Here is a 23,200-nt window from a genome sequence, read left to right as displayed (position 1 = left end):
TTTTATTGCTCTTCTACTTCTGTTGAATCAGCAAATAATTCTTCTTTACAAAAGGCCAAAATTTCTGCTTCCTCATCTTCTTCCAATGCGAAATCCAAAAACTCATTATTTGCTTTATCCATAATAAAGTAGTTTACAATGCGTACATTTTCTTCGATTACACCAACGATGACACGGATTTCTAAACCTGCTGCAGAATATAGCTCGTCTTCCTCATCTACTTCTACATCTAATAAAAACTCATATCGCTTACCTTCAATAATATTTGTTGGATCTAAGATTTCTTCTACTGAAAACTGTGTAATATTCATATTTGTACTCCTCCCGGAAAATCCTTCTTTCTCATCATAAACGAAATTTCCCGCGCGTCAAATAACAACGATTATTTTACCGTGACAGCAACGTTTTCATATGACAAACTAGAAATTAAGGAGTGATGGATTTTGAAAGAGTTATTTTATTATGAAGACGCAATGATAAAAGAATTTACAGCAGAAATTGTAAAAACAGGTAGTGAAGAAACACGTAATTTTATTGTCTTAAACAATACGGCATTTTACCCTACAGGGGGTGGGCAACCCCATGATACCGGCTGGATTAATGACTTGGAAATTATCGATGTCGAGAAAGTGGATGATGAAATCCGTCATTATACTGTGGGAAATTTGTCGAATATTTCCGGGGAAATTAAAGGGAAATTAAATTGGGGGCGCCGATTCGACCATATGCAACAACATGCGGGACAGCATATTTTAACAGCTGCTTTTGTGGAGTTATTTGATTTCACTACAGTGAGCTTCCACTTAGGAACTGAACTTGTTACAATCGATTTAAATGTGAGTGAGATATCAGATGATCAGCTAGCTGCCGCAGAAAAGCGGGCAAATGAAATTGTTTTGGAAAATCGGCCAATTGAAACTAAATGGGTTACAAAAGACGAGTTAGCTCAGTATAACTTGCGAAAAGATGTAAAAGTCGATGAAGATATACGTTTAGTTATTATTCCCGACTATGATTACAACGGGTGTGGTGGTACCCATCCTACCTCTACAGGTCAGGTTGGTTTACTGAAAATTTTAGCTACTGAGAAAATGAAGCAGCAAATTCGTGTACATTTCGTTTGCGGCAATCGTGTATTACAGCAACTCGCTATGCGTAAAAACGTATTAAGTGATGTTGCTCGTCAATTAAGCGCACCAGAAGAAGAAGCCGCAGAAGCATTAAAAAAGTTTGTAAAAACGGCAAAAAGCACTGAAAAAAGCTTGGCAGAGGCACAAGATGCACTGCTTGAATTTGAAGCACAGGCTTTGGCGAAAGAAAAAATCGCGGCAGCAATGTTTGAAAACCGCTCTATCCAAAGCTTACAAAAATTAGCCCGTTTCATTACTCAGCAAAATGAAGATGCAATTGCTCTTCTCGTTGCCAACAATGAGGACAAGCTTCAGTTTGTCGCTGCACGTGGCAGTCAACAAGCGCAATCAATGAAAGAAATTTCCGCAGCCGTTTTACCCCTTATGAACGGTAAAGGCGGCGGCAACGATGCACTTGTCCAAGGTGGTGGCGAGAAAATCATTTCCGCACAGGCACTGCTAGATGCCATGAAAAAGGCAATCCAATAAAAAATGGGAGAAGCAGATAAAGGGTATTTCCCTTATCTCTTCTCCCTTCTTTATTTAGCCTTCTCGCAGCCCATTCATCCCACGACGAACATTCGTGACATCAGTATAGCCTAGCTTTACAAGTTCCTTACTTGCTTTGTTGCTTCGTACCCCACTTTGACAAATAACGACAATTGGCCGATCTTTCGGCAGATCACCTAAATACGTGCCAACAGGGCGATTTATAAATTGAGGAATATGTGCCTCTTTATATTCCTTCTCCGTTCGAACATCCACAAATACATACTGTTTATCTTCCAGTAATGGCTGCAAATCTTTTGTCGTAATATATTTCACACCTTTTTTCGGCATAAAACGCACAACCATCACGACAATTCCCACCATTGCCAATAAAGTAATAATACCTTCCATTTTGCATACCCCTACAACTTGTTTTCTCTATTTTACGATACTGTTGCTGCGCTGACGAACAATTTGCGTTTTTTTAGGGGGAGCAAAGATTTTGTAATAATTTATTAGAAAAGTTTTACCCGTTATTAGAACTGTACAATGTTTTTTTCGAAAATTTCGGACCTATATTTGAACAAGTGAATCCGATTTTAGAAAATCCCCAGCATATATTAGAACACTCATAATTTATTAGAACTTTTTCTGTTTTTTTAGAAACACAACCACATTTATTAGATACGCGCCCATGCCCCCCGCTCCCTCTCAAACAAACAGCAGCGCAATAAAAACCCATTGCACCGCCGTTTACATTATAGTTTAAACTGTTTAATTGTGACCTGTAAGTCTTTTGCCATTTCAGACAGCTTTACGGCTTGATTAGCCATTGCATCTACTATTTCTAACTGACCGGATGCTGAATGCGCAACATCCCTTACATACGTTGCTGCTGATGTAACCGAAGCTGACATTTCTTCCATTGATGCCGATACTTCTTCTGTATTGGCGCTCATTTCTTGAGCAGAACCACTCAGCCCTTCAATTTCAACTGCAATTCTGGAAACTGCTTCTACAATTTCGCTGAAGCGTTCGTCTAATTGGCTTATAGATTGTAAACCTTGCGCAACATTTTCCTCTCCTGATTCTGCTGCTTGAACGGCTTCCACAGTATATTGTTGTACTTTCTGAATCAGGACATTAATTTTCGCTGCTGAATCAGCCGTTTGCTCAGATAATTTGCGTACTTCCCCTGCCACTACTGCAAAACCGTGTCCAGCCTCCCCAGCACGGGCAGCCTCAATCGATGCATTTAAAGCCAGTAAGTTTGTCTGAGATGAAATATCGGTAATCATTTTTGAAATTAGCCCGATTTCCTGCGACTCTTGCTTTAGCTTATGGATGACTTCCAATTCAAATTCAGTCCCGGATTGTATTGCATTCATTTTTGCAATCGAATGGCGAACTGCCTCATGACCATCGCGGACTTTCTTTTCTATAAAGTCCGTATGCTCAGAAACAGTACTGGCTACTTCGGCTACTTCCTGAATACCAATTGCCATCTGCCCCATCGTCTCCGCACTTTCTTCCGTTACTTTCGCCTGACTATCAGATCCCCGCTCTACCTCTTCTATTGATTGAGAGATAATTTTCGCATTGTCGGTCACTTTCATAACATCTCCCATTAACTCACAGGAGGCTTCACTTACATTTGCAGAGTTTGTTTGCACTTTCGTAATCATCATATGCATATTTTCCACAACTTTAGTCAACGAACGAGAGAGCACCCCGAGCTCATCATGCCGTTTTTGAAGACGCTCATGTGGCTTATGAGTGAAATCCCCCTGCCCAATAAATTCGCTTACTTTTACTACTTCACGAATTGGACGACTGATACTGTTGGATAAGAAGAAGGCAATAATTAACCCAATAAATAGCACACTAAATGTAGAAATCGTTAAAGTAATCCTCATTTTCATTAAACTAACGAACATCTCATTTTCCTTTGCCATAATTCCGATAGACCAGCCATTATCTAAAGTATGATAGCCGAGGAAGTGATTATCGCCATTAGTATCCTTATATTCAAAGAATCCTTCTTCGTTTGATATAAGTTCCTCAACAGCAAAAGCCTCTCCAGTCATTTTGCCGGACTCTTTTGCCTTAGTTAAAAAGTTAACTTGTTCCTTTACATATTCATGGTTCGGATGCGCCTGAATGGTACCCTCTTCATTTATTAAATAGGCATATCCCGTTTTTCCAACAACGATATCTTCCAATACCGATGATAAGAAATAACCATCCATACGTGCGAGTAACAATGCCTTTTCCCCTGTCAAGGTCTCAATAGGTGTCGCAATCATAATTACCGGCTCATTTGTTACACGGCTTATAATTGTATCAGACATTGCCGTGTTTCCTTCAAATGCAGCTTGAATGTATGCGCGATCCGCTAAATCGGCTGTTGTATTATCCAAATAACGGGCAACCCCATTTGCATCGACGATTCCAAAACCTAAATAATCTTCACTTTCGGCTAGACGCTTATTCAAATATGCTGCTTGTTCTGTAAAATCCATACTTTGAATGGCAGAATGCTCCGCGATTCCTTGTATTTCAGTATGTGTACGTTTAAAAAATTCCTCAATATAATGTGATACATCGCCGGCTTTTGACTGTAAATTATCACGAATTTGTATTTCTAATGAATTGTAACTATTATAATAGCTCGAAACACCTAAAACGGCGCAAGTTAAAGTAAGTAATACTACGATGGATAACGTTAACTTTGCCCCAATCCCTCTATTTTTCATCCAATACCCTCCATAAATTATAGAAATATAGTAATCACAATGAATTTTATGCTATAAATTACCTATTAACAATTACCTAACACATAATATAAAATTGGTAATGGTATGTAAACAAAATATTGGGAACAACAAAAAAACGTCACATCTTCGTGACGTTTTCGGCTATTTTTTTAATTGAATGACATAAACTTCGGGTAGGTTAAAGATTCGATAAGGAAACAGACTATTACCTAGCCCTCTATTTACAATCATCTTCGTTTGTTGTTCTTCAAATATCCCCGCTGAATATTTCGGCATTATGCCTTGCGAAGGTGCGACAAGTCCCCCTATAAAAGGCACTCGAATTTGCCCCCCATGGGCATGACCCGTCATGACTAGATCAATTTCTGCTTTCACATAGGCATCAAACTGTTCTGGACGATGTGATAACAAAACAGTAAACAAATCCTTATCAATACTTTGCATGACCTGATCAATTGATTGCCCTACATCCTGCCCCATCAGCGGATCCTCAATACCAGCAATGGCGATTTGTTCCCCATTACGCTCTAACAGCACCGCATCATTTGGCAATACATGGACACCGATCTCTGTTAATGCTGCATAAATTTCATCCATTAAATTCAACGCAACCTCATGATTGCCGATTACATAATAAACATCCGCAATTTCGGTAAATTGACGCACAGCCTGCAAGCTATTTTCTAGATCATAGCGTCTGCTATCAACAATATCACCTGTAATGAAAATAACATCCGGATTGGTAGCCCGTACTTTTTCTACTAAGCGTGACTGATTTTCCCCAAACGTTGCATCATGTAAATCGGTCACCTGCGCAATTCGAAAACCATCAAAGCTCGCAGGAATTTTGTCAGACTCATGGATATGCTCTGTCGTTACAAGCCAATTATTATTAATATATAAAAATATATAGACTACTACTATAAAAATGATTAATTTCAAGATCTTTTTCAACACATAATTCGCTCAATTCATTGTGAGTTTTAAGCAGTCGTTAATACCGCCCATCCTTATCAATAATATTGAACTGTTTCGGAACATTCAAGTGTAAAATACGTTGACCAATTAAATCATGGAGCGAATCATCAAATCGGGAATGAAAACCAACATTTAACAATTGCGAAGAAAAGTGTACCGATTTCATTTTTACCTCTGTATCTGCTTCTACAATATATAGCTTATTTTCATTCCATTCAATTCGAGGTTCTTCAACAAATGGCGTAATATACACACCATTTAAATAAAGCGGTGTTTCATAATAGGATACGGTTATTTCATTTTCATTCGTTTCTGCCCACGATATATATACAGGTAAGTAATAGCTGTTTTCATTACGGAGAATTTCAATGTTCTCTGCCGTTGCTTCAAATGTCTTAGTAAACTTTAAATGCTCTTCTTTTAAACCTTCATATTTTCGTAACTTTAAATCGCTTGAAAGTTGTTCATTAGTAACACGCTGCTCTTGTAAAAACTCCTTGGAAGGCGCTTTAGCGATATCTCCTGACATAAACAATAAATAGACAAAGGCTAGAAGTCCACAACCAAAATAGATAGCGGAAAACAGCAATGTCCGCTTTGGTTTCCATATACGGATTTTCGTTATGAAAAAACCTGCTATCGTTACCCCTATAATTAATAAATACAAATAAACAAAAGCGATACTCATGTGCGCGTCACCTCTCTACGTTGGCGCATCAATACAATGAACAGCCATAATAAAATAATATAAATTGTACTACGGCCAATAATTTGAACCGCGCTCCCCCCAAAAAGAATTCCCCAAAGTTCCATTGTATACTGGCGAATTAGGAGGAACACCCCTGCACATAAAAGCGCAAACACAATTTTCGAAAAATCAAACACAGCATGGATAAAGTAGCCAATGGATGCTGCCAGTAACGAGCAAACCGTAAAACTAATAAATGTTAGCAATGCATATTCCATGCTATGGAATATAAATAAATCACCCGTCCGTAAAATGTCGACCAATATCGAAATCCATAATGTACTGATTGCAGCAACCAATGTAAAAATACATAACACAACTAGGAACAATGTAGATGAAATAGCCTCTGTATAGTTTGTCGTGACAATCGAAAAGTTATCTCGTGAAATGGACTTTGATGCAAGCATCCAACCAAATATAAGCATCATGATGACAGTAAACATAAAGAGGGAATCCAATGTATAATATTGTTCCTTATAACTAACGAATTCGTGTCCCATACCTAAAGTTCCACTTCTTCCATCCGTAAGTACTGTCAGTAAAATATATACAATCAGCACCGTACTAAACATTGAACTATATGCCTTACACTTCCACTTCACCTGCTCATAAATATTACGCGCGGGACTCACTGTTACGATAGATGTCATCAATGGACCCTCCTTCCGTTGCCGTTAATACTTTGCATACATCACTTGCGGATAAACTTTGCATCCGGACGTGATCTGGTAATAGCCAATCATTCTTTCCTACAATCGCTTCAAAAATCGGACCATTTTCATATGTAGCCAGCACTTCATACTTTTTTAAAGCGGGCTCCACATTTTCCCTTTGTCCAACAAGCTTTACCGCCAACTCCTGCACTTCCTCTACCGGTGCAAATAATGCTACTTTCCCTTTATGAAGCAGTATAATTTCTTCAATTAAATGCTCCATTTCATTTAAGTAATGACTTGAAATCATGATGACACGCGGATACGCTAAAAAATCCTTTAATATTACTCTGTACATATCATCCCGAATCGTTTCATCCATCCCGTTCATTGGCTCATCTAGTAAAGTGATCGCACTGCGGCTGGCAATTCCGTAAATGAGATTGAAGGTCGCCTTCTGACCTTTGGATAATTGGTAGTGGTAATTTTTTTCAGAGATATTACTAAATTTCAATAGCTCAAATGCTAGCTCCGTTGCAAAATTTATGTAGAACTTTTCTGCTGATTTAAAAATTTCCCTTAAAGTTAAAACAGCTGGAAATGTCATTCCATCCTCTATAAAAATTGTATTTGCTGCAACCGTTAAGTTTTGAAAAGGCTTTTTACCGAATACTTCTATGTTTCCATTAGAAGCTTTTGCATGACCGGCTATTATTTTTAATAATGTTGATTTTCCTACACCATTCCTCCCGATGAGACCAATTATTTTGGGTTCATCAATTTGAAAAGAAACATCGGTTAAAATCACTCTCTTCCCATAATGCTTTTCTAACTTCTCACACGTAATCATGTCCTCACCCCTCTTTTTGAATATGCTTAATCAGTTCAATCAAATCTTCATCCAGCACGCCTAAACGTTTTGATTCCTGTACAATTTCCTTGGCCATTTTTGTCAGTGTTTCACTGCGCCGTGTTGTTAAAATCCGATGTTTTGCATCCGTTACAACGAACATCCCCAATCCTCTCTTTTTATATAAAATCTCTTTTTCAACTAAAATCGTTAAGCCTTTCCCTGCTGTTGCTGGATTAATGTTAAAAATTTCTGCCAGCTGATATTGGGAATACACTTTTCCATCTGGAAGCAACCGATCAGCTAATATTTCATTTTCAATCCATTCTGCAATCTGAATATAAATAGGGGCTGTATTTTGACCATTGAAATTCAAGGAAATCCTCCTTTCATTGTTATCTAGTGCATTAGTGTTGTAATGTACTATATACAAAATTAGCTTTTTTGTCAATAAAACGAGAAATATTATCCACATATACTATTTATCCACAAAGTTATCCACTTCTGATTGAGTTATACACATTTTAATCACGATTTTTCAACAGGTAGACCAAAACTTATCCACAAACCCTTAGTTAGAGCTCATAAAATATCCTCTATTTCTTTATGGAAATGCCATTTTTATATAATTTTTTACTATAATAAGTATCATTTTTTATAGATTGTGGATAACTAAAATAATTTAGGCAACAAAAAAAGCATTTTAGAAGTGCCGTTCCCCCATTTCTAAAATGCTTTACAGTTATATTATTTAATTTCCTTTAAGGTAGCTTCTACTTCTTCTTTTACTTGGATATTTTCTTCGCCAAATAGAATTTCATTTAAGGCATCATCTCCAGAACCTTCTGCTAGCGGTACGCGTGAACGATACGCTGCCCGACATACTAAATGCCCGGCTACCGGTGCTGTGATAAATACGAAGATAATCCCTAAAATTAAGCGAATACTTACATAGCCATCATGAATCCAAAAATACACGAACCCACCAAATAAGCAAAGTAGTACAGAAAGTGTCGCACTTTTCGTGGCAGCATGCGAGCGTGTATATACGTCCGGCAATCGAATCATACCGAATGCACTAATCACACTCACGATGGCGCCTACTAAAATTAGAAGTGCCGCCATTAACTCAATCAGCTGATTTACGTTCAACAATGACACCTCTTTCGATATATTTCGAGAATGCAATTGTTCCGATAAACGCTAAAATACCTAAAATTAGAATAGCCTCTAAAAATGCCTTTGTATTTAATACGATAGAGACAATGGCAATTGCGGAAATCAGATTAACACCAATGGTATCGAGTGCAATGGCACGGTCAGGTAGTGACGGTCCTTTTATTACACGATAAAGGGAAAGCGCGATTGCTAGCATAAATAAAACAAGTGCCGTTTTTAAAATCAGATCGATCATTGTGTCACCTCCAAAATGGCACGTTCAAACTTGCCGATTGAACGAATTACCGTTTCTTTCGATTCCTCTATATCCATCGCATGAATATAAAACGTACTGTTATCTTCTGATACTTCCATCACAACAGATCCCGGTGTTAACGTTAGTAACAGCGCTAATGTTGTGACTTGGTAGTCGCCTCTCAATTTTGTTTCATAAGTGAAAATACCCGGTGTAATTTTTAGTTGCGGGTCCAACACGTGTTTTAATACAGAAATACTTGATGAAAGCAGCTCTCGAATAAATAAAAGGATGAGCTTGATAATTTTTAACACACGGCGTAAATAAAATTGTGTTCCAAAGAATCGATGCATGGCATATAAAATCAATGTTCCTACTAAAAAGCCTGACATGAATGTCGTAAAATCGGCCGTTGGATCATCTTTCAATAAAAACCAAAGCGTTGCAATAAATAAATTAATAATAAATTGACCTAACATGTGCTCACCCTCCTTTACTTATTCGTATTTAAAATTGCATCGATGTACACAGAAGGGTTCGATAATGTGTAAGCTGCATCATTCACATAAACTGCCAAACCTTCTGCACCAACGCCTAACCCAATAATGAAGATGGCCAATAGTACAAATGAAGCCATTACACTTCGTGGAATCGGCATTTTGTCTTCCTCATTAATCGATGTTTCCCCAAAAAACGAAGCCAGGAAAATACGTAGTAACGAATACATCACGATAATACTTGAGCCAAATGCCAACGCCAGTAAAACATATGATTCCGTTTCAACTGCGCCTTGACCAATCAGCACTTTTCCGATAAAACCACTCAACGGCGGGATACCGACAAGTGCACACATCATAATAAAGAACAGCCAACCGAACAATGGATAAATTCGGATTAATCCATTCATATTTTTCACGACAATCTCACCCGTTACAAGTACCATTGTACCAATAAGTAAAAACAGAAATGCCTTTCCAAGAATGTCGTGAACTAAATAATAAACCGCACCTGCCATAGCTGATTCTGTGCCAATTGCAAGAGCAACTAATATAAAACCAACACTAATAATAACATTGTACGTAGCAATCGTTCGAACGTCTCGTCCCGCTAATGCGCCCATACATCCTGCAATAATCGTTATCCCTGCCATTACCCCAATGATTGTATGAGTAATTTCGGGTTGCAACGGGAACATGAGCATAAATGTACGGAACAATGCATACATGCCGACCTTAGTTAATAATGCAGCAAATAATGCCTGCACTGCTGTAGGTGGAACACTGTAGGAGCCTGGCAGCCAGAAGAACAATAATAAACCAGCCTTTAATCCAAATACAACTAAGAAAGTAAGTGACACGACCGTCAGCAATGGATCTTGCCCTGCCTCTGCCACACGCTGTGCAATATGCGCCATATTAAGCGTCTTTAATGTTCCGTACAAGTATGCTAGTGCAACTAGGAACATCCACGATGCCACAACATTGATTAATACATACTTGATTGACTCCCGGAGCTGAATCTTACCTCCGCCTAAAGCAATCAGTACATATGAAGCAAGAAGCATCACTTCAAAACAAACAAATAGATTGAATATATCACCTGTCAAAAAGGAACCATTTACCCCTGCAATCAAAAACAATACAAAAGGGTAAAAGTACATTTTCTCATGACGCTCACCTATTGTTGAAAATGCATAAATTAAACAAATTGCCGTTACGATACTTGCTGCTAATACGAGCAGTACCGAAAAGGAATCGGCTACAAACAAAATACCAAATGGCGGCATCCATCCACTGAAGTCTAAACGAAGTATTCCTTCATTTTGGATAAGCTGTAATAAGACGACAGAGATGCACGCTACAAAGACCATCGTAACCAAACTTACAATTCGTTGGAGCTTAATATTATTATTTAAAAATACTAATAGTGTTGCCGTAATAATCGGCACAATTAAAGGTAAAACAATTATATTATTCATCGGATGACCCTCCAAGCTCCTCTAGATCATCGGTTCCATTCATTAAGTACATCCGGTAAGCCAGTACTAGTAAAAATGCCGTAACCGCAAAACTAATTACAATCGCTGTTAAAATCAAAGCCTGTGGCAAAGCATCAGTAAACGGAGCTGCCGCCTGTCCTAAAAGCGGAACACTCCCCTTCTTCAAGCCACCAACCGTCAATAATAATAAATGAACGGCATGTGAAAGAATGGCTGTGCCGACAATGACGCGTATTACACTACGAGAGAGGATTAAGTAAGTAGCGACTGCGACTAGAATGCCGACAAGTACAATCATTAATGATTCCATACTATTCATCCTCACTTATATTTAAAATAATCGTTACGAGTGTACCGACGACCGTCAATGCGACACCAGCTTCAAAAATCGTAACAGTAGACAAATGCTTCTCTCCTAATAATGGAAGATCAAAATAACCATCTGCCTGTGTTAAAAAGGGTACATCAAAGAAAATAGAGGCGATGGCCGAACCAGTTGCCAGCAATACCCCGATTGCAGCAACTTTTTTAAAGTCAAACGGCATACCTTTATGGACCGTTTCAATATCGTACGTCAAATACAGAAGGACGATCCCCGAGCCAAGTACTAATCCACCGATGAATCCACCGCCTGGGGCATTATGTCCTGCAAAAAATAAGTACATACCAAGCGTAAAGACGATGAACACAACGCCTCGTACGACTGATTTTAAAATAACATCATTTACTTTCAACGTCTGCATCCCCCTTTTTCGCCTTTAGCTTAATAAGTGTGTAGATGCCTAGACCCGCAATAAAGAGTACAACTACTTCCAGCATCGTATCAAATGCACGGAAATCCCCTAAAATCGTGTTGACGATATTTTGCCCGCCTGCTAAATTATACGAGTCCTCAAAGTACTTCGAAATCGGCTCAAATCGATCGTAGTTCATTACCGCTAAGCCGATAAGTGTAACAGTTGCGCCAACCGCTATGGAAATAGTTATTTTCGCAAATCTCCAGCTCTTCGATATATACTCGTTTTTAAGCTTCGGTAAATATTTAAAAGATAGTAGGAACAGCGCTGTTGTCACAGACTCGACGACCAACTGTGTAAGCGCTAAATCAGGTGCTCTAAACACGACAAAGAAAAATGCTACAGAATATCCGAGTACCCCGTTTAACAGAACTACAGTAATACGCTGTTTGGCAAAAATAATTGCCACGGCAGCCATAATCATGACGAACACTAAAACCAATTCATAAGGCTCGATTACCGAGTCCTTTGAAGGATTCCAGCTAAATGCATCCGCATAAATCATATAACCCGCTAAAAGGGCAACAAAAAACACATAAATATACACGAAATAATAGGTTAAATTACCGTTCATATAACGATTCGTTGCACGTCCTGATACATTCTCACTTGAAGTAATCACTCGTTCATACAAAGCATTTAATGTGATACTTGGCGGAATCAACTGATAAATCGGACGCCATTTTTTTAATACTCGGTATAATAGAACCCCTAATAAAATGACACCTGCTGTCATAATAAGCTCTGTACTTATATATCCATGCCATGCCGCAATATGAGGCGTCATATCCTCTACCGACGGAAACATTGGATAGATACTTGCCATTGCTGGACTTAAAATATAGTGTCCCAGCACATTAGGGAAGATGAAAATCCCTATAACAAATGCAATTAAAATATAAGGAGAAATCAACATGCCAAATGGTGCTTCATGCGGCGGCTTCTCCAAACGATCTGGCTGGATTTTGCCGAAGAACGTACGCATAACAATAATGACACAGTAAATAAAGGTGAATATACTTGCTACCCATGCAATAATGGGGAATAAAACTCCGATGCTATTAAGTGAGAAAAGATCCAGCTCGGTAATTTTTAACGTTGCCGTAAAGAACATTTCCTTACTTAAAAAACCATTGAATGGTGGTAATCCCGCCATAGAGGCACTACCGATGACAGCTATCGTAAATGTAAATGGCATAAGTGACATCAATCCACCTAAACGGCGAATGTCACGCGTCCCCACTTCATGATCGACAATACCTACCATCATAAAGAGTGCACCTTTGAACGTTGAGTGATTGATTAAATGGAACAAAGCTGCAAAAGTGGCCTGTGTATAAATGACGGATTCCGTTGAATAACCGGAATGGAGTGCAGCAGAGCCAAGACCAAATAGACACATAATTAATCCAAGCTGGCTAATTGTTGAGTAGGCAAGTAATGCCTTTAAATCGAACTGTTTGACGGCATTAAATGATCCCCAGAATAAAGTTAGGAGACCTACCCCACTTACCGCCCAAAACCATACTTCGTGACCTCCGAAAATAGGCGTTGTACGTGCAACAAGGTAAATACCTGCTTTAACCATAGTGGCAGAGTGCAAATAGGCAGAAACCGGTGTAGGCGCCTCCATTGCATCAGGCAGCCAAATATGGAAAGGAAATTGGGCGGATTTTGTAAATGCCCCTAAAAGCACTAAACACATCGCTGGTACAAAGTATGCACTGGATTGCACAACATCTAAATTTGCGACAATTTCCCGTATACTAAACGTACCGGATGCAACATATAACATTAAAAAACCAGCTAACATCGCAACGCCACCAGATACTGTGATGGTCATTGCTTTTCGTGCACCTGCACGAGAGGCTTTACGGTGATGCCAAAATGCAATTAAAAGGAATGAGGAAACACTCGTTAATTCCCAAAATACATAAAGCACCATTAAATTATCTGAAAGGACGACGCCTAGCATAGCGCCCATGAATAGTAATAAATAACAATAGAAATGGTGTAAAGATTCTTTCGTTGATAAATAGAAAATTGAATACAGTATGACTAAACTACCTACCCCTGTAATGAGCAAACTGAATATCATGCTCAATCCATCTAGATACGTAGTAATATTAATACCGAAAGAGGGGATCCACTCAAACGTCTTGACGAATACTTCGCCATTCGCAACTCGAGGGATATATGTAGCTAAAATCGAAAATAAAACGACTGGTACGACTAATACAAACCATCCTAAGTGAATGTTCTTAAAACGCTTGTATATTAATGGAATCAATGCTGCAGCAATAAAGGGCAGCACAATTGAAAGCGTGACAATCAAAAGCAAAAACCTCCCACAAAAAAGTAACAAAACTATGTATCACACTAAAATTAATTAATCACACTTGACTATCTATATAACTCACTTCATAATAATGTGGCATATAGAGATTATATTTATAAATAAATTCCAATTTATTTAAAATAAAAAGATTCAAGCAAGGAAAAAATTACGTAAAATTTACTGAAAACAAAAAAACATCACAGAAATAAGTATACAATAATAAAGTGTGCAATGCACTGTAATAGCCTTCGTTTTATCTCAATTATGCTTAATTTCTCAAAACATATTTTGATTCAATAAATTATTATAGGATAAGAAAAAGAGGTGCGAACTAAAATGAAACATGTAAAAGGCCGATTGGATGAAAGTATTTTAGTTTGTGTATATTATGGACAAAATGGTGAGCGATTAATTCGCCGTGGACACAAACTTGCGACATTACTCGACTGCCCATTATATGTGCTGACAGTTGACTCAAAGCCACTTGACGCTTTTGATGCGGAGAAATCCGGTTACATTGAACAGTGGAAAGAACTAACTGAAGAGTTGGATGTTGAAGAGTTCTTCATTAAAGATAATGAAAAACGTCCAATCCATAAAGTGATTACTGAAGTTGCGACAAACTATAATATTACGCAAATCATCGTAGGTCAAAGTGCGCAAAGTCGCTGGGAGGAAATTACTAAAGGCTCGTTTTTAAATGTCCTTTTAAAAGAAGTACCTTTTGTTGATTTCCATATCGTTTCGGTTAAACATCCATCAGACGATGAACTGATCGATATTTTTGAAAAAGGCGTCCGCGCTTATTTGATTAAAGAAAACGGTCATTACAAAATTGCGTTTACTTGTCCTAAAACTGCCTTTATCGAAGGTATTTTCTTTAAGGAAATTGGCACCGATTTTGATAATGGAATCTTTAAATTTAATTTTGATAACAAGATGCAGGAAGTAAATATTACCGAAGCACTAGTAACGGATCCGGATCGTATTCCTCCTGCCTGCCGCCTAGAAAACGAATAACATACATCATCCCCCTCACCGATTCATGCGCGAGGGGGGTTTTTTCTTTTAAAATTAGTGTGCCTTTCGAACCTGGTCTCTCGGCAATAAAAACGCAACGAATAATAATAACGTTAAAACAGACACAGCATTCATCGTAAAATGAATCCCCATCTCATCAATGAGCTTGCCAATGACAATCGAGCCTATTGCCCCCATACCAAATGCGACACCGATTGTTAACCCAGCCATTGTCCCAATTTTAGACGGAACAAGCTCCTGTGCATAAACGACGGTCACAGTAAAGCTAATCATAATAAGCATACCGATAATAATAAGAAAGAGTAATACAGCCGGCAATGGAATAAATGGCAGTGCTAAGCAAAATGGAATAGGTGCTATAACCGATAGCAGTATAATGTTTTTTCTTCCGAAACGATCCGATAAAGGACCTCCAAAAAAAGTTCCTACTACTCCGAATGCCATAAACACGAAAATAAATAGCTGTCCGCGCTCAACACTCATTCCATATTGCTCAATTAAATAAAATACATAAAAGTTCGTAATATTCGTCACGTAAAACGAACGGGCGAAAATGAGTAATAGCAAAACAGTAAGCGCCATTTTTACTTGATTTTTTGTTAAAGGCGGCAATGAGGACACGAGGACCTTCTTTATATTGGACTTTTTCTCCGCATCAAGCTGACGTTTATACCACATCGAAATTTTTGTTAACAAGAAAATCCCAATGGACGTAAAAATGAGGATATATGCTACACCATTCATTCCAAACGGTAAGATTAAAAAAGCACTTAATAATGGAGCTAACGCCTGTCCACTATTTCCCCCTACTTGATAAATTGACTGTGCCAATCCACGTTTATTCCCTGCCGCCATGAAAGATACACGCGAGCCCTCAGGATGAAAAATCGCAGAACCGATACCTAAAAAGATGACCGACACTAAAATCATCCAGTACTGTCCTGATAAGATAAGCAATGATAACCCAATAAACGAACTGACCATCCCTATTGGCAGTGCATAGGGAAATGGCTTTTTATCCGTCATAAATCCTACAGCTGGTTGTAGTAGGCTTGCAAATATATTGAGGACAAACGAGATCATACCAAGTTGGGTAAACGTTAACCCTAAATCACGTTCCAGTAGCGGAAACATCGCCGGTATAACCGCTTGCATTGTATCATTGATTAAGTGACATATCCCAATTGCTACCATAATGGGATAGACAGGATTTGATTGTTTTTCAATTGTAGCCGACATCTGTTTTCACATTCTTTCTATTAGATAAAGTCGCATATTTCCTTTTATGTTTGCCCATGCTATTCGCTATAAGGAGTGATCATAAATTGGAATTAAACTTATTTGAAATGCTCTGGCGTTCAAGTTGTGCATTTTTTGCTATATTACTACTTGCACGCATAATTGGCAAAAAACAATTAAGCCAGCTTACTTTTTTTCATTATGTAACAGGTATTACATTTGGTTCAATTGCCGCGGAAATCTCCGCTCAGGTAGAGACACCTTTTTTGGATGGACTTATCTCCCTTATATGGTGGGCACTACTTACTCTTTTAGTCAGCTTTATTACACTTAAGTCGAAAAAAGCTCGTGTCTTATTTGATGATAAGCCGACAATCGTCATTCAAAACGGTGTTATTTTGAACGATAATCTCAAAAAGGCAAGGCTTCATACGGATGAACTTGCCATGTTACTAAGAGAGCAAAGTATTTTCGGGTTTGATGAGGTGCAGTTTGCTGTCTTCGAAACAAATGGTGAATTAAGTGTGCTGAAAAAACCACTTGCCCGCACTGCTTCAAAACAGGATGTGAATGTTTCAGCTCCTGCACCACAGTATTTACCAACCGAGGTCATATCAGACGGGAAAATTATTACAAAAAATTTAAATGACCTCCAATTAACAGAAGAATGGCTGCTTAAAAAACTATCCAAGAAAAACTATCATTCCGTTGAAGACCTTTATTATGTTCAAGTTTTAGAAAACGGCTCACTTTATATTAGCGTCAAAAATGCCAGTCCACCTTCCTCATAATATTTTCCTCCTTAATTAAAAAAGAGAGACCGATTTAAAACGTCGGTCTCTACTGAATAATTAGATCTTTAGTTGGCCCATATTTTTTCGGCTCATGACTATACCAAGAATACTGGACAAAATCGTCAGACCCACAACCATAAGTACTGTAAGCCAATAAGTTTTCAAAAGTACACTATCTGTTAGAAGCGCTATTCCATAATTCGCAAGCTTCCATGGTGTTAAACTCCAAAAAGCCCCAAAAAGTGAATCGATAAACAAACCTAACGATATAATTACAATCGTAACGGCTGCTGCAATCGATGTGTTGAATGCCGCACTCATTGCAACGGTTACAGCCATGACAAATAGTAACCATAAACAATACGTCCCCAACATCGCAAAAAACTTCATCCATTCTACAGTCCCATACAACAATGCAGTATAATACATACTCCCCGCATAGCCGGCAATCGCACTAATCATAGCGATGATGCTTGCTACCATCCATTTACTCATATACATTGCCGTAAAAGAAACAGGTCGTACATAGATGAGCGTTGCCGTTCCATTTTGGCGTTCCCGGCTGAATATACCAATATAAGCTGCTATTAAGACGAGTAAACCAATCGACTGAAACTGACCCGTCGAAGCCATTAAAAGGTCGGCTGGCTGTAATTCAGGCATCGTCAACATAAACCCTTCCGGCATATTGCCGACAGCTTTTAAAATATCCTCCATAAAGTAATTCATTATTGGGTCACTAATTCCAAGCAGTATAAATACGAGCGGTATCCATAGTAGTTTAAAGCTCCGTACACTTTCACGCCATTCCTTTAAAAAAAGTGCTTTAAATTGTTGCATTCTCGCCAGCCACCTTCATAAAGATTTCTTCCAAGCTTGCTGTCTCTCTTTCCACCTTCAATACTTCACACGGTGAAACAGCAAGCTGGTATAAAAGCTGCTGCATAGTCGGACGATCTTCCAAAATCTCAACATAGACAATATTTCTCGCCCTTTGAGTTTGAAATGCCGTTTGTTCCGTAAACTGCTGTGCTTCGTTCTCATGAGAAAACGTAATTTTATAGCGTGGCTCCTGAAATTTTTCCTTTACTCGCTGCAATGAGCCTTGCTCTACTAATTGTCCGTCACGTAAAAACAATAGTTGATCCGTCATTTCCTCTGCATCATTTAAAATATGTGTCGAATACAATATCGTCGTTTGCTCCTGCACTTCCTTAAGCAAATTCATTACTTCACGACGCCCTACAGGATCCAGTGCGGATACCGGTTCATCCAATAATAAAAGTTTTGGCTTATGAACGAGTGCCTGTGCAATACCCAACCGTTGCTTCATTCCACCTGAAAAAGTGACGGTTTTCTTATTCATGGCGCCCTCTAACCCAACAAACGAAAGCATCTTTTTGCACTCACTTTTTAAAGTACGTTTATCAAGATTACTTAAACTCGCCACCATTTCCATATACTCCAGCGCAGTCAGCCACGAGTAGAATTGTGGATATTGCGGCAAAAAGCCGATTGCACTACGCATATCTTTTATATTAGGCATAATAATTTTTCCACTTGTCGGCTCCATTAAATGGGCTAGCATCGAAAGCGCAGTTGTCTTCCCAGCACCATTTGGACCAATTAGTGCTGTAGACGTATGCATTGGTAATGAAAACGATAGGCCATCTACTACTTTTTTGGGGCCAAACTGCTTTGTTAAGCCTTCCACTTCAATACATATCATTGGTTTTTACGTCCAAAAAGAAAATACGCAATTGGCCCAAGCGTATTAACAAATAGTGACACGACAATCCAAAACCATTTTGGTCCGCGGGTTTCATGAATACGAATAATATCAACAATCGCTACTGCCGCCAACACAAACTGCAATACTAATAGCGGGGCAATCAATCCCCAAGGAATATTTGATAAAGCTTCCATCTTACAATTCCTCCTCTAATTTTAAATGATGCTTCAAATTAACGATTAAATTTTTATAACGTACATCTTGCTGGACATTCGCTAACATCGGATTATTGGTGATACCATCTATTATTGACCGTCTTATTGTGTCCTCATCACGGGGGGCTTGCGAACTAAGCATTACTTCCCTTGCAATCCACCCGTCCAGTAAATAAAAATAATCATCGCCTACAAGCTGAAGAGGGAAATTAATTTTCATACAAATTTTCACATAGCACTCAACACAACGAAGGGCCTGCTCTATATTATTTTGTGCTGCATATCCGCTTGAAGCACGTATATAAAATAGGAGTGCTGTATGAGCATTTAATTTTCCAATATTAAAGGTTTCGATCATTGTTTCGATACGGCGAACGGATTGTTCAAAATATGCCTCATTGTCTGCTTCTAACATTAATGCTTCACTCGCATTTGAAATGACACATAACAATTGCTGGTACATATTGACCTGGAAAATTTCCTTCGCCTTCTCCGTGTTGCCGAGCATCATTTGGGCTGTTGCGATTAACTGTTCATTCCCTAGCTGAATAATTGCATCTTCTCCTAAAAGCTCAAGTACTTGTTGGGGCTCCCCTTTTAAAATATACGTAAGGGCCTCCAGTAAATTTGCTTCATTTGTCAGTTTATAATCTCCACTAAACTCCTTTACACGGATGCAAAGTCCTTGGATTTTTTTAGTTACCTGCTCTTTGTCATCGGCCTTGTTGAAATAATTCACATAAAGTTGCGCCATCTTCAGCAAAAAAGGAAAGCAGGAATAGTATTCCTCAATCAGTAACTCGATAGTCCTATCTACCTCTTCAAATGGCTCTTTCGAAAAGCGTCTTGCCAACTCCTCATACATATTCATAATCCGCTCATTCGTCAACTGTGGTTTATACCCTAACAATTCATCAATCGATACGTTAAAATATGTTGCAAGCTTTGGCAATATTGATATGTCGGGATAACTTTGCCCTTTTTCCCATTTCGACACAGCTGCTCTGGAAACCCCCATAAAACGAGCAATATCCTCTTGTGTTACATTTAATTTTTTTCGATTATTCATAAAAATGGTCGCAAATTGAAAGTTATCCATCCCTTCACCTCTTAACCTAATTATAAGAAGAAATGATATGTTTTTATAGCGACTAATTGTTTCAATTTAATGATTTTGTCAACTAATGGTTTCTTCATAACAAAAAAACAGGCTGTCCAATAGCTAGACACCCTGCATATTTTCTACTATTTAATTAAATGTTTTATATCTTCATAGTTTGGCAGTGCAGTTAATGCACCCGCTTTTGTTGCAGCCATTGCGCCTAGCTTATTACCAAATGCCACACAGTCTACTAAATCCTCTTTCACTGTTGGCAGTCCATTGAAATGAACATAGCGCAGAACGCCTGCCATAAACGCATCTCCAGCACCTGTTGTGTCTACTGGAACAACCCGGTCAACAGGAACATGTGTAACTTCACCATTGAGTACAGCATATGCACCGTCAGCCCCTACTGTAATTAAAACAATCGGTACTAATAGCTCGTCCAGCTTTTGTAAGCCTTCTTCAATTGTTGTTGTTTCTGTTAAGAAAAACAACTCTTCATCTGTTAGCTTTAAAATGTCGGCATCTTCAAAAAATGATGCAACCGTTTCGCGGCAAATTTCTTCGGATTCCCAACGTAATGGACGAATATTCGCATCGATGGCGATAATCGCTCCTTTATCCTTAGCCATTTCTACAGCAGCACGTGTCGTTTTTAAAGCTGTTTCTTCAAACATTGTTCCTGAACATACATTTAAAATAGAAGCACGCTTGAAAGCTTCCTCATTCAATTGCTCAGGTGTTACTTGTAAATTCGGCGTCTCATCGACATAATCTTTAAATACTCGCTCACAGTTTTCTGTTAAATGTACGTATACTCCACTTACACGCTTCTTCGCATCAAATACTGCAAAATCTAAATTGACGCCTTCTTTTGAGATCTCCTGGCGACAAAATTCCGATGTTTCGTCATCCCCTGTAATGGTAATAAGGGCTGACGGAGCACCAATTCGACTAATTCCCGCGGCTACATTGATTGTTGCGCCACCCAAAAACTTCGTGAATGACGTATTCGTTTTGTCATTTGCAATATAATCAACGAATGCATCTCCATAAACTAAGATGAATTCTTTGTCTAATTGACTCATTAATTGTCTAACCTCCGACGTTTTATGTTCTTACTAATTTACCATAGAAAAGAACGATTTATAAAACTTTATACTATTCTGACACTAATCGTTTTTTCGCTTACTATATTTATTTCTGTTATACTGTGTTTCGGTAAGGAGAGGATTTTGATGACGATTATTACTCGTAATGCGGAAATAAAAGATGCCGCTGCTATTGCCCCTTTAATTTATGATGCTATTGGCGACATTGCAAATAATTTGACTGGACAAAATGTCCCTCAAAAAATATTAGCATCTTTAGAACAGTTAGTTACAGAAACAACGAATCGACATAGCTATTTAAATACATATGTAGCTGAGAAAAATGACGAAATATTGGGGATTGTCGTGTTATATGACGGACTTCTTGGTAACAAGCTGGATCGTCAACTGGAAGCACAGCTAGCTGAAAGAGGTATCCATATTACGTTAGATGTAGAGGCTCATATGGATGAATATTATATTGATACAATTTGTGTCTCTAAAGAAGCACGCGGTCTTGGTATTGGAACGCGCCTTTTACAGTTTGCTGAACAAAAGGGTAAGCAATTAGGCTACAGCAAAATTTCTTTAAATGTGGAATTGGAGAAAATTGATGCTAGACGCTTATATGAACGGATGGGCTACACTACAACCGAAAGCTGGACAATTATTAACGAACCATTTCATCATATGGTGAAATCGCTATAGAATAGGAAGAAACACAATGAAACAAAATTGGATTTACTCACTGCTTGTTGTTATTGCGGCAAGTAGTTATGGCGTACTCTCTACTATTGTAAAAGTTGCCATGCAGCATGGCTATACAACAGCAGAAGCTGTCACTAGCCAATACTTTTTTGGCTTTTTGATGGCCCTTTTACTATTTATTTTAACACAGCGAACATTACCGAACATTACAAAGTCCGGTGCAGTGACACTTATCTTTGCCGGGATATTTACTGCCCTTACAGGAATTGTCTACGGTCAATCGCTAAATTATTTACCGGCCTCACTAGCGGTCGTTATGCTTTTCCAATTCACTTGGATTGGACTCTTTATGAATTGCTTCGTAAACAGACGATTACCAACCCGTATTGAGCTATTCTCTTTGGCCTTCTTACTTGCGGGAACGATTTTAGCCGCTGGAATTATCGATGTAGATTTATCACAAATTGCTTGGCAAGGATGGGCACTAGGCTTGGCAGCTGCTTTTACTTTTGCCGCCTTTCTACAGATTAATGCCCGTAAAGTTGAGGGTGTGACAATGGTTGGTAGAACATTTATTTTATCCGTTATTGCGCTCATTGTTATTTCAATCTTTTTAACACCTGAAATTATCTGGAACGGACAATTAGGTACCGGACTATGGAAGTTTGGGATGGCACTTGGGTTATTCGGTATTATTTTACCGATTCTATTATTCTCGATTGCTGCACCAAAAGTTGGCGGAGCACTCGTTTCAATTTTAAGTGCGATGGAACTGCCGGTAGCAATTATCGTATCCGTAATTGTATTAAATGAAAGCTTAACAATGATTCAAGTAAGCGGAATTATTCTCGTATTATTCGGTATGGTATTGCCTTCTTACTTTGCTTCAAAGAAATTGCGTGTAATAGAAAAGAAGAACAGTGGAACGAACTCCATTTAAAAAGCTGTTGTCTGTATTTTTACAGGCAGCAGCTTTTTTAGTTGCAGAGCTTGAATTTTATTTGAACAAATGTTGTAGATATTAGAAACTTCTTCGGTGATATTAGAACATCTGTACCTTTTTTAGAACGTTTCCGTCACTTATTTGAACAACTGAAATAGA

General features: G+C 38.4%; 26 protein-coding genes. 5 read left to right on the top strand and 21 right to left on the bottom strand.

The window, feature by feature from the left end; translation table 11 throughout:
• Positions 1-2: 2 nt before the first annotated feature.
• On the bottom strand, positions 3-311 hold the full coding sequence (locus NYE67_RS00785; protein WP_340726653.1) for a DUF6509 family protein: 309 nt from the start codon (positions 309-311) through the stop codon (positions 3-5).
• Positions 312-443: 132 nt separating this feature from the next.
• Here NYE67_RS00785 and NYE67_RS00780 point away from each other — a divergent pair, with 132 nt between their 5' ends.
• Positions 444-1,619: an alanyl-tRNA editing protein gene (locus NYE67_RS00780; RefSeq protein WP_340726652.1), complete on the top strand. Its 1,176-nt coding sequence runs from the start codon at positions 444-446 to the stop codon at positions 1,617-1,619.
• Positions 1,620-1,673: 54 nt separating this feature from the next.
• Here the strand turns inward: NYE67_RS00780 and NYE67_RS00775 are convergent, their stop codons facing one another.
• From NYE67_RS00775 to NYE67_RS00710, 14 genes are all read right to left on the bottom strand, one after another.
• A complete protein-coding gene (locus tag NYE67_RS00775; protein WP_340726651.1) occupies positions 1,674-2,030 on the bottom strand; it encodes a rhodanese-like domain-containing protein in 357 nt (118 codons plus the stop codon).
• Positions 2,031-2,377: 347 nt separating this feature from the next.
• Positions 2,378-4,375, bottom strand: a complete 1,998-nt coding sequence (locus NYE67_RS00770) for a methyl-accepting chemotaxis protein (protein ID WP_340726650.1) — start codon at positions 4,373-4,375, stop codon at positions 2,378-2,380.
• A 162-nt stretch (positions 4,376-4,537) separates the two neighbouring features.
• On the bottom strand, positions 4,538-5,350 hold the full coding sequence (locus tag NYE67_RS00765) for a metallophosphoesterase (protein WP_340726649.1): 813 nt from the start codon (positions 5,348-5,350) through the stop codon (positions 4,538-4,540).
• Between the two features lie 40 nt (positions 5,351-5,390).
• Positions 5,391-6,062, bottom strand: coding sequence for a glucose-6-phosphate isomerase (locus NYE67_RS00760; protein ID WP_340726648.1), 672 nt, complete (start codon positions 6,060-6,062; stop codon positions 5,391-5,393).
• Positions 6,059-6,772, bottom strand: a complete 714-nt coding sequence (locus NYE67_RS00755; RefSeq protein ID WP_340726647.1) for a silver transporter — start codon at positions 6,770-6,772, stop codon at positions 6,059-6,061. The genes NYE67_RS00760 and NYE67_RS00755 overlap by 4 nt, the downstream gene beginning before the upstream one ends.
• A complete protein-coding gene (locus tag NYE67_RS00750) occupies positions 6,738-7,625 on the bottom strand; it encodes an ABC transporter ATP-binding protein (protein WP_340726646.1) in 888 nt (295 codons plus the stop codon). The genes NYE67_RS00755 and NYE67_RS00750 overlap by 35 nt, the downstream gene beginning before the upstream one ends.
• A gap of 4 nt (positions 7,626-7,629) precedes the next feature.
• Positions 7,630-8,001: a GntR family transcriptional regulator gene (locus NYE67_RS00745; RefSeq protein WP_340726645.1), complete on the bottom strand. Its 372-nt coding sequence runs from the start codon at positions 7,999-8,001 to the stop codon at positions 7,630-7,632.
• A gap of 371 nt (positions 8,002-8,372) precedes the next feature.
• A complete protein-coding gene (locus NYE67_RS00740; RefSeq protein ID WP_191701664.1) occupies positions 8,373-8,777 on the bottom strand; it encodes a Na+/H+ antiporter subunit G in 405 nt (134 codons plus the stop codon).
• Complete coding sequence (locus tag NYE67_RS00735) at positions 8,755-9,039, bottom strand: Na(+)/H(+) antiporter subunit F1 (protein ID WP_191701665.1); 285 nt, start codon at positions 9,037-9,039, stop codon at positions 8,755-8,757. The genes NYE67_RS00740 and NYE67_RS00735 overlap by 23 nt, the downstream gene beginning before the upstream one ends.
• Positions 9,036-9,518, bottom strand: a complete 483-nt coding sequence (locus NYE67_RS00730; protein ID WP_191701666.1) for a Na+/H+ antiporter subunit E — start codon at positions 9,516-9,518, stop codon at positions 9,036-9,038. Before NYE67_RS00730 ends, NYE67_RS00735 begins: the two co-directional genes overlap by 4 nt.
• A 14-nt stretch (positions 9,519-9,532) precedes the next feature.
• Positions 9,533-11,017, bottom strand: coding sequence for a Na+/H+ antiporter subunit D (locus tag NYE67_RS00725; RefSeq protein ID WP_191701667.1), 1,485 nt, complete (start codon positions 11,015-11,017; stop codon positions 9,533-9,535).
• The gene (locus NYE67_RS00720) at positions 11,010-11,348 is read right to left on the bottom strand and encodes a Na(+)/H(+) antiporter subunit C (protein ID WP_191701668.1); all 339 of its coding nucleotides are present in this window, start codon (positions 11,346-11,348) and stop codon (positions 11,010-11,012) included. The genes NYE67_RS00725 and NYE67_RS00720 overlap by 8 nt, the downstream gene beginning before the upstream one ends.
• A 1-nt stretch (position 11,349) precedes the next feature.
• Positions 11,350-11,772 (bottom strand): Na(+)/H(+) antiporter subunit B, encoded by a 423-nt coding sequence (locus NYE67_RS00715; RefSeq protein ID WP_191701669.1) that lies wholly within the window; start codon positions 11,770-11,772, stop codon positions 11,350-11,352.
• Positions 11,759-14,170 carry a Na+/H+ antiporter subunit A gene (locus NYE67_RS00710; protein WP_340728881.1) on the bottom strand — a complete coding sequence of 804 codons (2,412 nt, stop codon included), beginning with the start codon at positions 14,168-14,170 and terminating at the stop codon, positions 11,759-11,761. Before NYE67_RS00710 ends, NYE67_RS00715 begins: the two co-directional genes overlap by 14 nt.
• Positions 14,171-14,509: 339 nt before the next feature.
• On the opposite strand from NYE67_RS00710, the gene NYE67_RS00705 reads away from it, so the two are divergent.
• The gene (locus NYE67_RS00705; protein WP_340728880.1) at positions 14,510-15,193 is read left to right on the top strand and encodes a histidine kinase; all 684 of its coding nucleotides are present in this window, start codon (positions 14,510-14,512) and stop codon (positions 15,191-15,193) included.
• Between the two features lie 54 nt (positions 15,194-15,247).
• Here the strand turns inward: NYE67_RS00705 and NYE67_RS00700 are convergent, their stop codons facing one another.
• Complete coding sequence (locus tag NYE67_RS00700) at positions 15,248-16,453, bottom strand: MFS transporter (RefSeq protein WP_340726640.1); 1,206 nt, start codon at positions 16,451-16,453, stop codon at positions 15,248-15,250.
• A 107-nt stretch (positions 16,454-16,560) separates the two neighbouring features.
• On the opposite strand from NYE67_RS00700, the gene NYE67_RS00695 reads away from it, so the two are divergent.
• Positions 16,561-17,244, top strand: a complete 684-nt coding sequence (locus NYE67_RS00695; protein ID WP_339216813.1) for a DUF421 domain-containing protein — start codon at positions 16,561-16,563, stop codon at positions 17,242-17,244.
• Positions 17,245-17,304: 60 nt separating this feature from the next.
• Here the strand turns inward: NYE67_RS00695 and NYE67_RS00690 are convergent, their stop codons facing one another.
• The 5 genes from NYE67_RS00690 to NYE67_RS00670 all read right to left on the bottom strand — a co-directional run bounded on the left by NYE67_RS00690 (position 17,305) and on the right by NYE67_RS00670 (position 21,387).
• The gene (locus NYE67_RS00690) at positions 17,305-18,087 is read right to left on the bottom strand and encodes an ABC transporter permease (RefSeq protein ID WP_191701673.1); all 783 of its coding nucleotides are present in this window, start codon (positions 18,085-18,087) and stop codon (positions 17,305-17,307) included.
• The gene (locus NYE67_RS00685) at positions 18,074-18,976 is read right to left on the bottom strand and encodes an ABC transporter ATP-binding protein (RefSeq protein WP_191701674.1); all 903 of its coding nucleotides are present in this window, start codon (positions 18,974-18,976) and stop codon (positions 18,074-18,076) included. Before NYE67_RS00685 ends, NYE67_RS00690 begins: the two co-directional genes overlap by 14 nt.
• The gene (locus NYE67_RS00680; protein WP_191701675.1) at positions 18,973-19,173 is read right to left on the bottom strand and encodes a PLD nuclease N-terminal domain-containing protein; all 201 of its coding nucleotides are present in this window, start codon (positions 19,171-19,173) and stop codon (positions 18,973-18,975) included. The genes NYE67_RS00685 and NYE67_RS00680 overlap by 4 nt, the downstream gene beginning before the upstream one ends.
• 1 nt (position 19,174) lies before the next feature.
• Positions 19,175-20,293, bottom strand: coding sequence for a helix-turn-helix domain-containing protein (locus tag NYE67_RS00675; RefSeq protein ID WP_340728879.1), 1,119 nt, complete (start codon positions 20,291-20,293; stop codon positions 19,175-19,177).
• Positions 20,294-20,439: 146 nt separating this feature from the next.
• The gene (locus tag NYE67_RS00670; RefSeq protein ID WP_191701677.1) at positions 20,440-21,387 is read right to left on the bottom strand and encodes a carbohydrate kinase family protein; all 948 of its coding nucleotides are present in this window, start codon (positions 21,385-21,387) and stop codon (positions 20,440-20,442) included.
• A 150-nt stretch (positions 21,388-21,537) separates the two neighbouring features.
• On the opposite strand from NYE67_RS00670, the gene NYE67_RS00665 reads away from it, so the two are divergent.
• Together NYE67_RS00665 and NYE67_RS00660 are read left to right on the top strand one after the other, a co-directional pair.
• On the top strand, positions 21,538-22,098 hold the full coding sequence (locus NYE67_RS00665; RefSeq protein WP_340726636.1) for a GNAT family N-acetyltransferase: 561 nt from the start codon (positions 21,538-21,540) through the stop codon (positions 22,096-22,098).
• A 16-nt stretch (positions 22,099-22,114) separates the two neighbouring features.
• Complete coding sequence (locus NYE67_RS00660) at positions 22,115-23,038, top strand: DMT family transporter (protein ID WP_340726635.1); 924 nt, start codon at positions 22,115-22,117, stop codon at positions 23,036-23,038.
• Positions 23,039-23,200 lie beyond the last annotated feature (162 nt).

The organism is Solibacillus sp. FSL W8-0474 (assembly GCF_038004065.1).
GTDB classification, from domain to species: Bacteria; Bacillota; Bacilli; order Bacillales_A; family Planococcaceae; genus Solibacillus; species Solibacillus faecavium.
The sequence above is the reverse complement of the archived record's forward strand: the minus strand, read 5'-3'. Positions and strand labels throughout refer to the sequence as shown.

Excerpts from the sequence above, each read along its gene's own strand:
- NYE67_RS00785 (WP_340726653.1), bottom strand. The coding sequence starts at position 311 with ATGAATATTACACAGTTTTCAGTAGAAGAAATCTTAGATCCAACAAAT.
- NYE67_RS00775 (WP_340726651.1), bottom strand. The coding sequence starts at position 2,030 with ATGGAAGGTATTATTACTTTATTGGCAATGGTGGGAATTGTCGTGATG.
- NYE67_RS00770 (WP_340726650.1), bottom strand. The coding sequence starts at position 4,375 with ATGAAAAATAGAGGGATTGGGGCAAAGTTAACGTTATCCATCGTAGTA.
- NYE67_RS00760 (WP_340726648.1), bottom strand. The coding sequence starts at position 6,062 with ATGAGTATCGCTTTTGTTTATTTGTATTTATTAATTATAGGGGTAACG.
- NYE67_RS00755 (WP_340726647.1), bottom strand. The coding sequence starts at position 6,772 with ATGACATCTATCGTAACAGTGAGTCCCGCGCGTAATATTTATGAGCAG.
- NYE67_RS00750 (WP_340726646.1), bottom strand. The coding sequence starts at position 7,625 with ATGATTACGTGTGAGAAGTTAGAAAAGCATTATGGGAAGAGAGTGATT.
- NYE67_RS00735 (WP_191701665.1), bottom strand. The coding sequence starts at position 9,039 with ATGATCGATCTGATTTTAAAAACGGCACTTGTTTTATTTATGCTAGCA.
- NYE67_RS00730 (WP_191701666.1), bottom strand. The coding sequence starts at position 9,518 with ATGTTAGGTCAATTTATTATTAATTTATTTATTGCAACGCTTTGGTTT.
- NYE67_RS00725 (WP_191701667.1), bottom strand. The coding sequence starts at position 11,017 with ATGAATAATATAATTGTTTTACCTTTAATTGTGCCGATTATTACGGCA.
- NYE67_RS00720 (WP_191701668.1), bottom strand. The coding sequence starts at position 11,348 with ATGGAATCATTAATGATTGTACTTGTCGGCATTCTAGTCGCAGTCGCT.
- NYE67_RS00705 (WP_340728880.1), top strand. The coding sequence starts at position 14,510 with ATGAAACATGTAAAAGGCCGATTGGATGAAAGTATTTTAGTTTGTGTA.
- NYE67_RS00700 (WP_340726640.1), bottom strand. The coding sequence starts at position 16,453 with ATGTCGGCTACAATTGAAAAACAATCAAATCCTGTCTATCCCATTATG.
- NYE67_RS00695 (WP_339216813.1), top strand. The coding sequence starts at position 16,561 with ATGCTCTGGCGTTCAAGTTGTGCATTTTTTGCTATATTACTACTTGCA.
- NYE67_RS00690 (WP_191701673.1), bottom strand. The coding sequence starts at position 18,087 with ATGCAACAATTTAAAGCACTTTTTTTAAAGGAATGGCGTGAAAGTGTA.
- NYE67_RS00685 (WP_191701674.1), bottom strand. The coding sequence starts at position 18,976 with ATGATATGTATTGAAGTGGAAGGCTTAACAAAGCAGTTTGGCCCCAAA.
- NYE67_RS00680 (WP_191701675.1), bottom strand. The coding sequence starts at position 19,173 with ATGGAAGCTTTATCAAATATTCCTTGGGGATTGATTGCCCCGCTATTA.
- NYE67_RS00675 (WP_340728879.1), bottom strand. The coding sequence starts at position 20,293 with ATGGATAACTTTCAATTTGCGACCATTTTTATGAATAATCGAAAAAAA.
- NYE67_RS00670 (WP_191701677.1), bottom strand. The coding sequence starts at position 21,387 with ATGAGTCAATTAGACAAAGAATTCATCTTAGTTTATGGAGATGCATTC.
- NYE67_RS00665 (WP_340726636.1), top strand. The coding sequence starts at position 21,538 with ATGACGATTATTACTCGTAATGCGGAAATAAAAGATGCCGCTGCTATT.
- NYE67_RS00660 (WP_340726635.1), top strand. The coding sequence starts at position 22,115 with ATGAAACAAAATTGGATTTACTCACTGCTTGTTGTTATTGCGGCAAGT.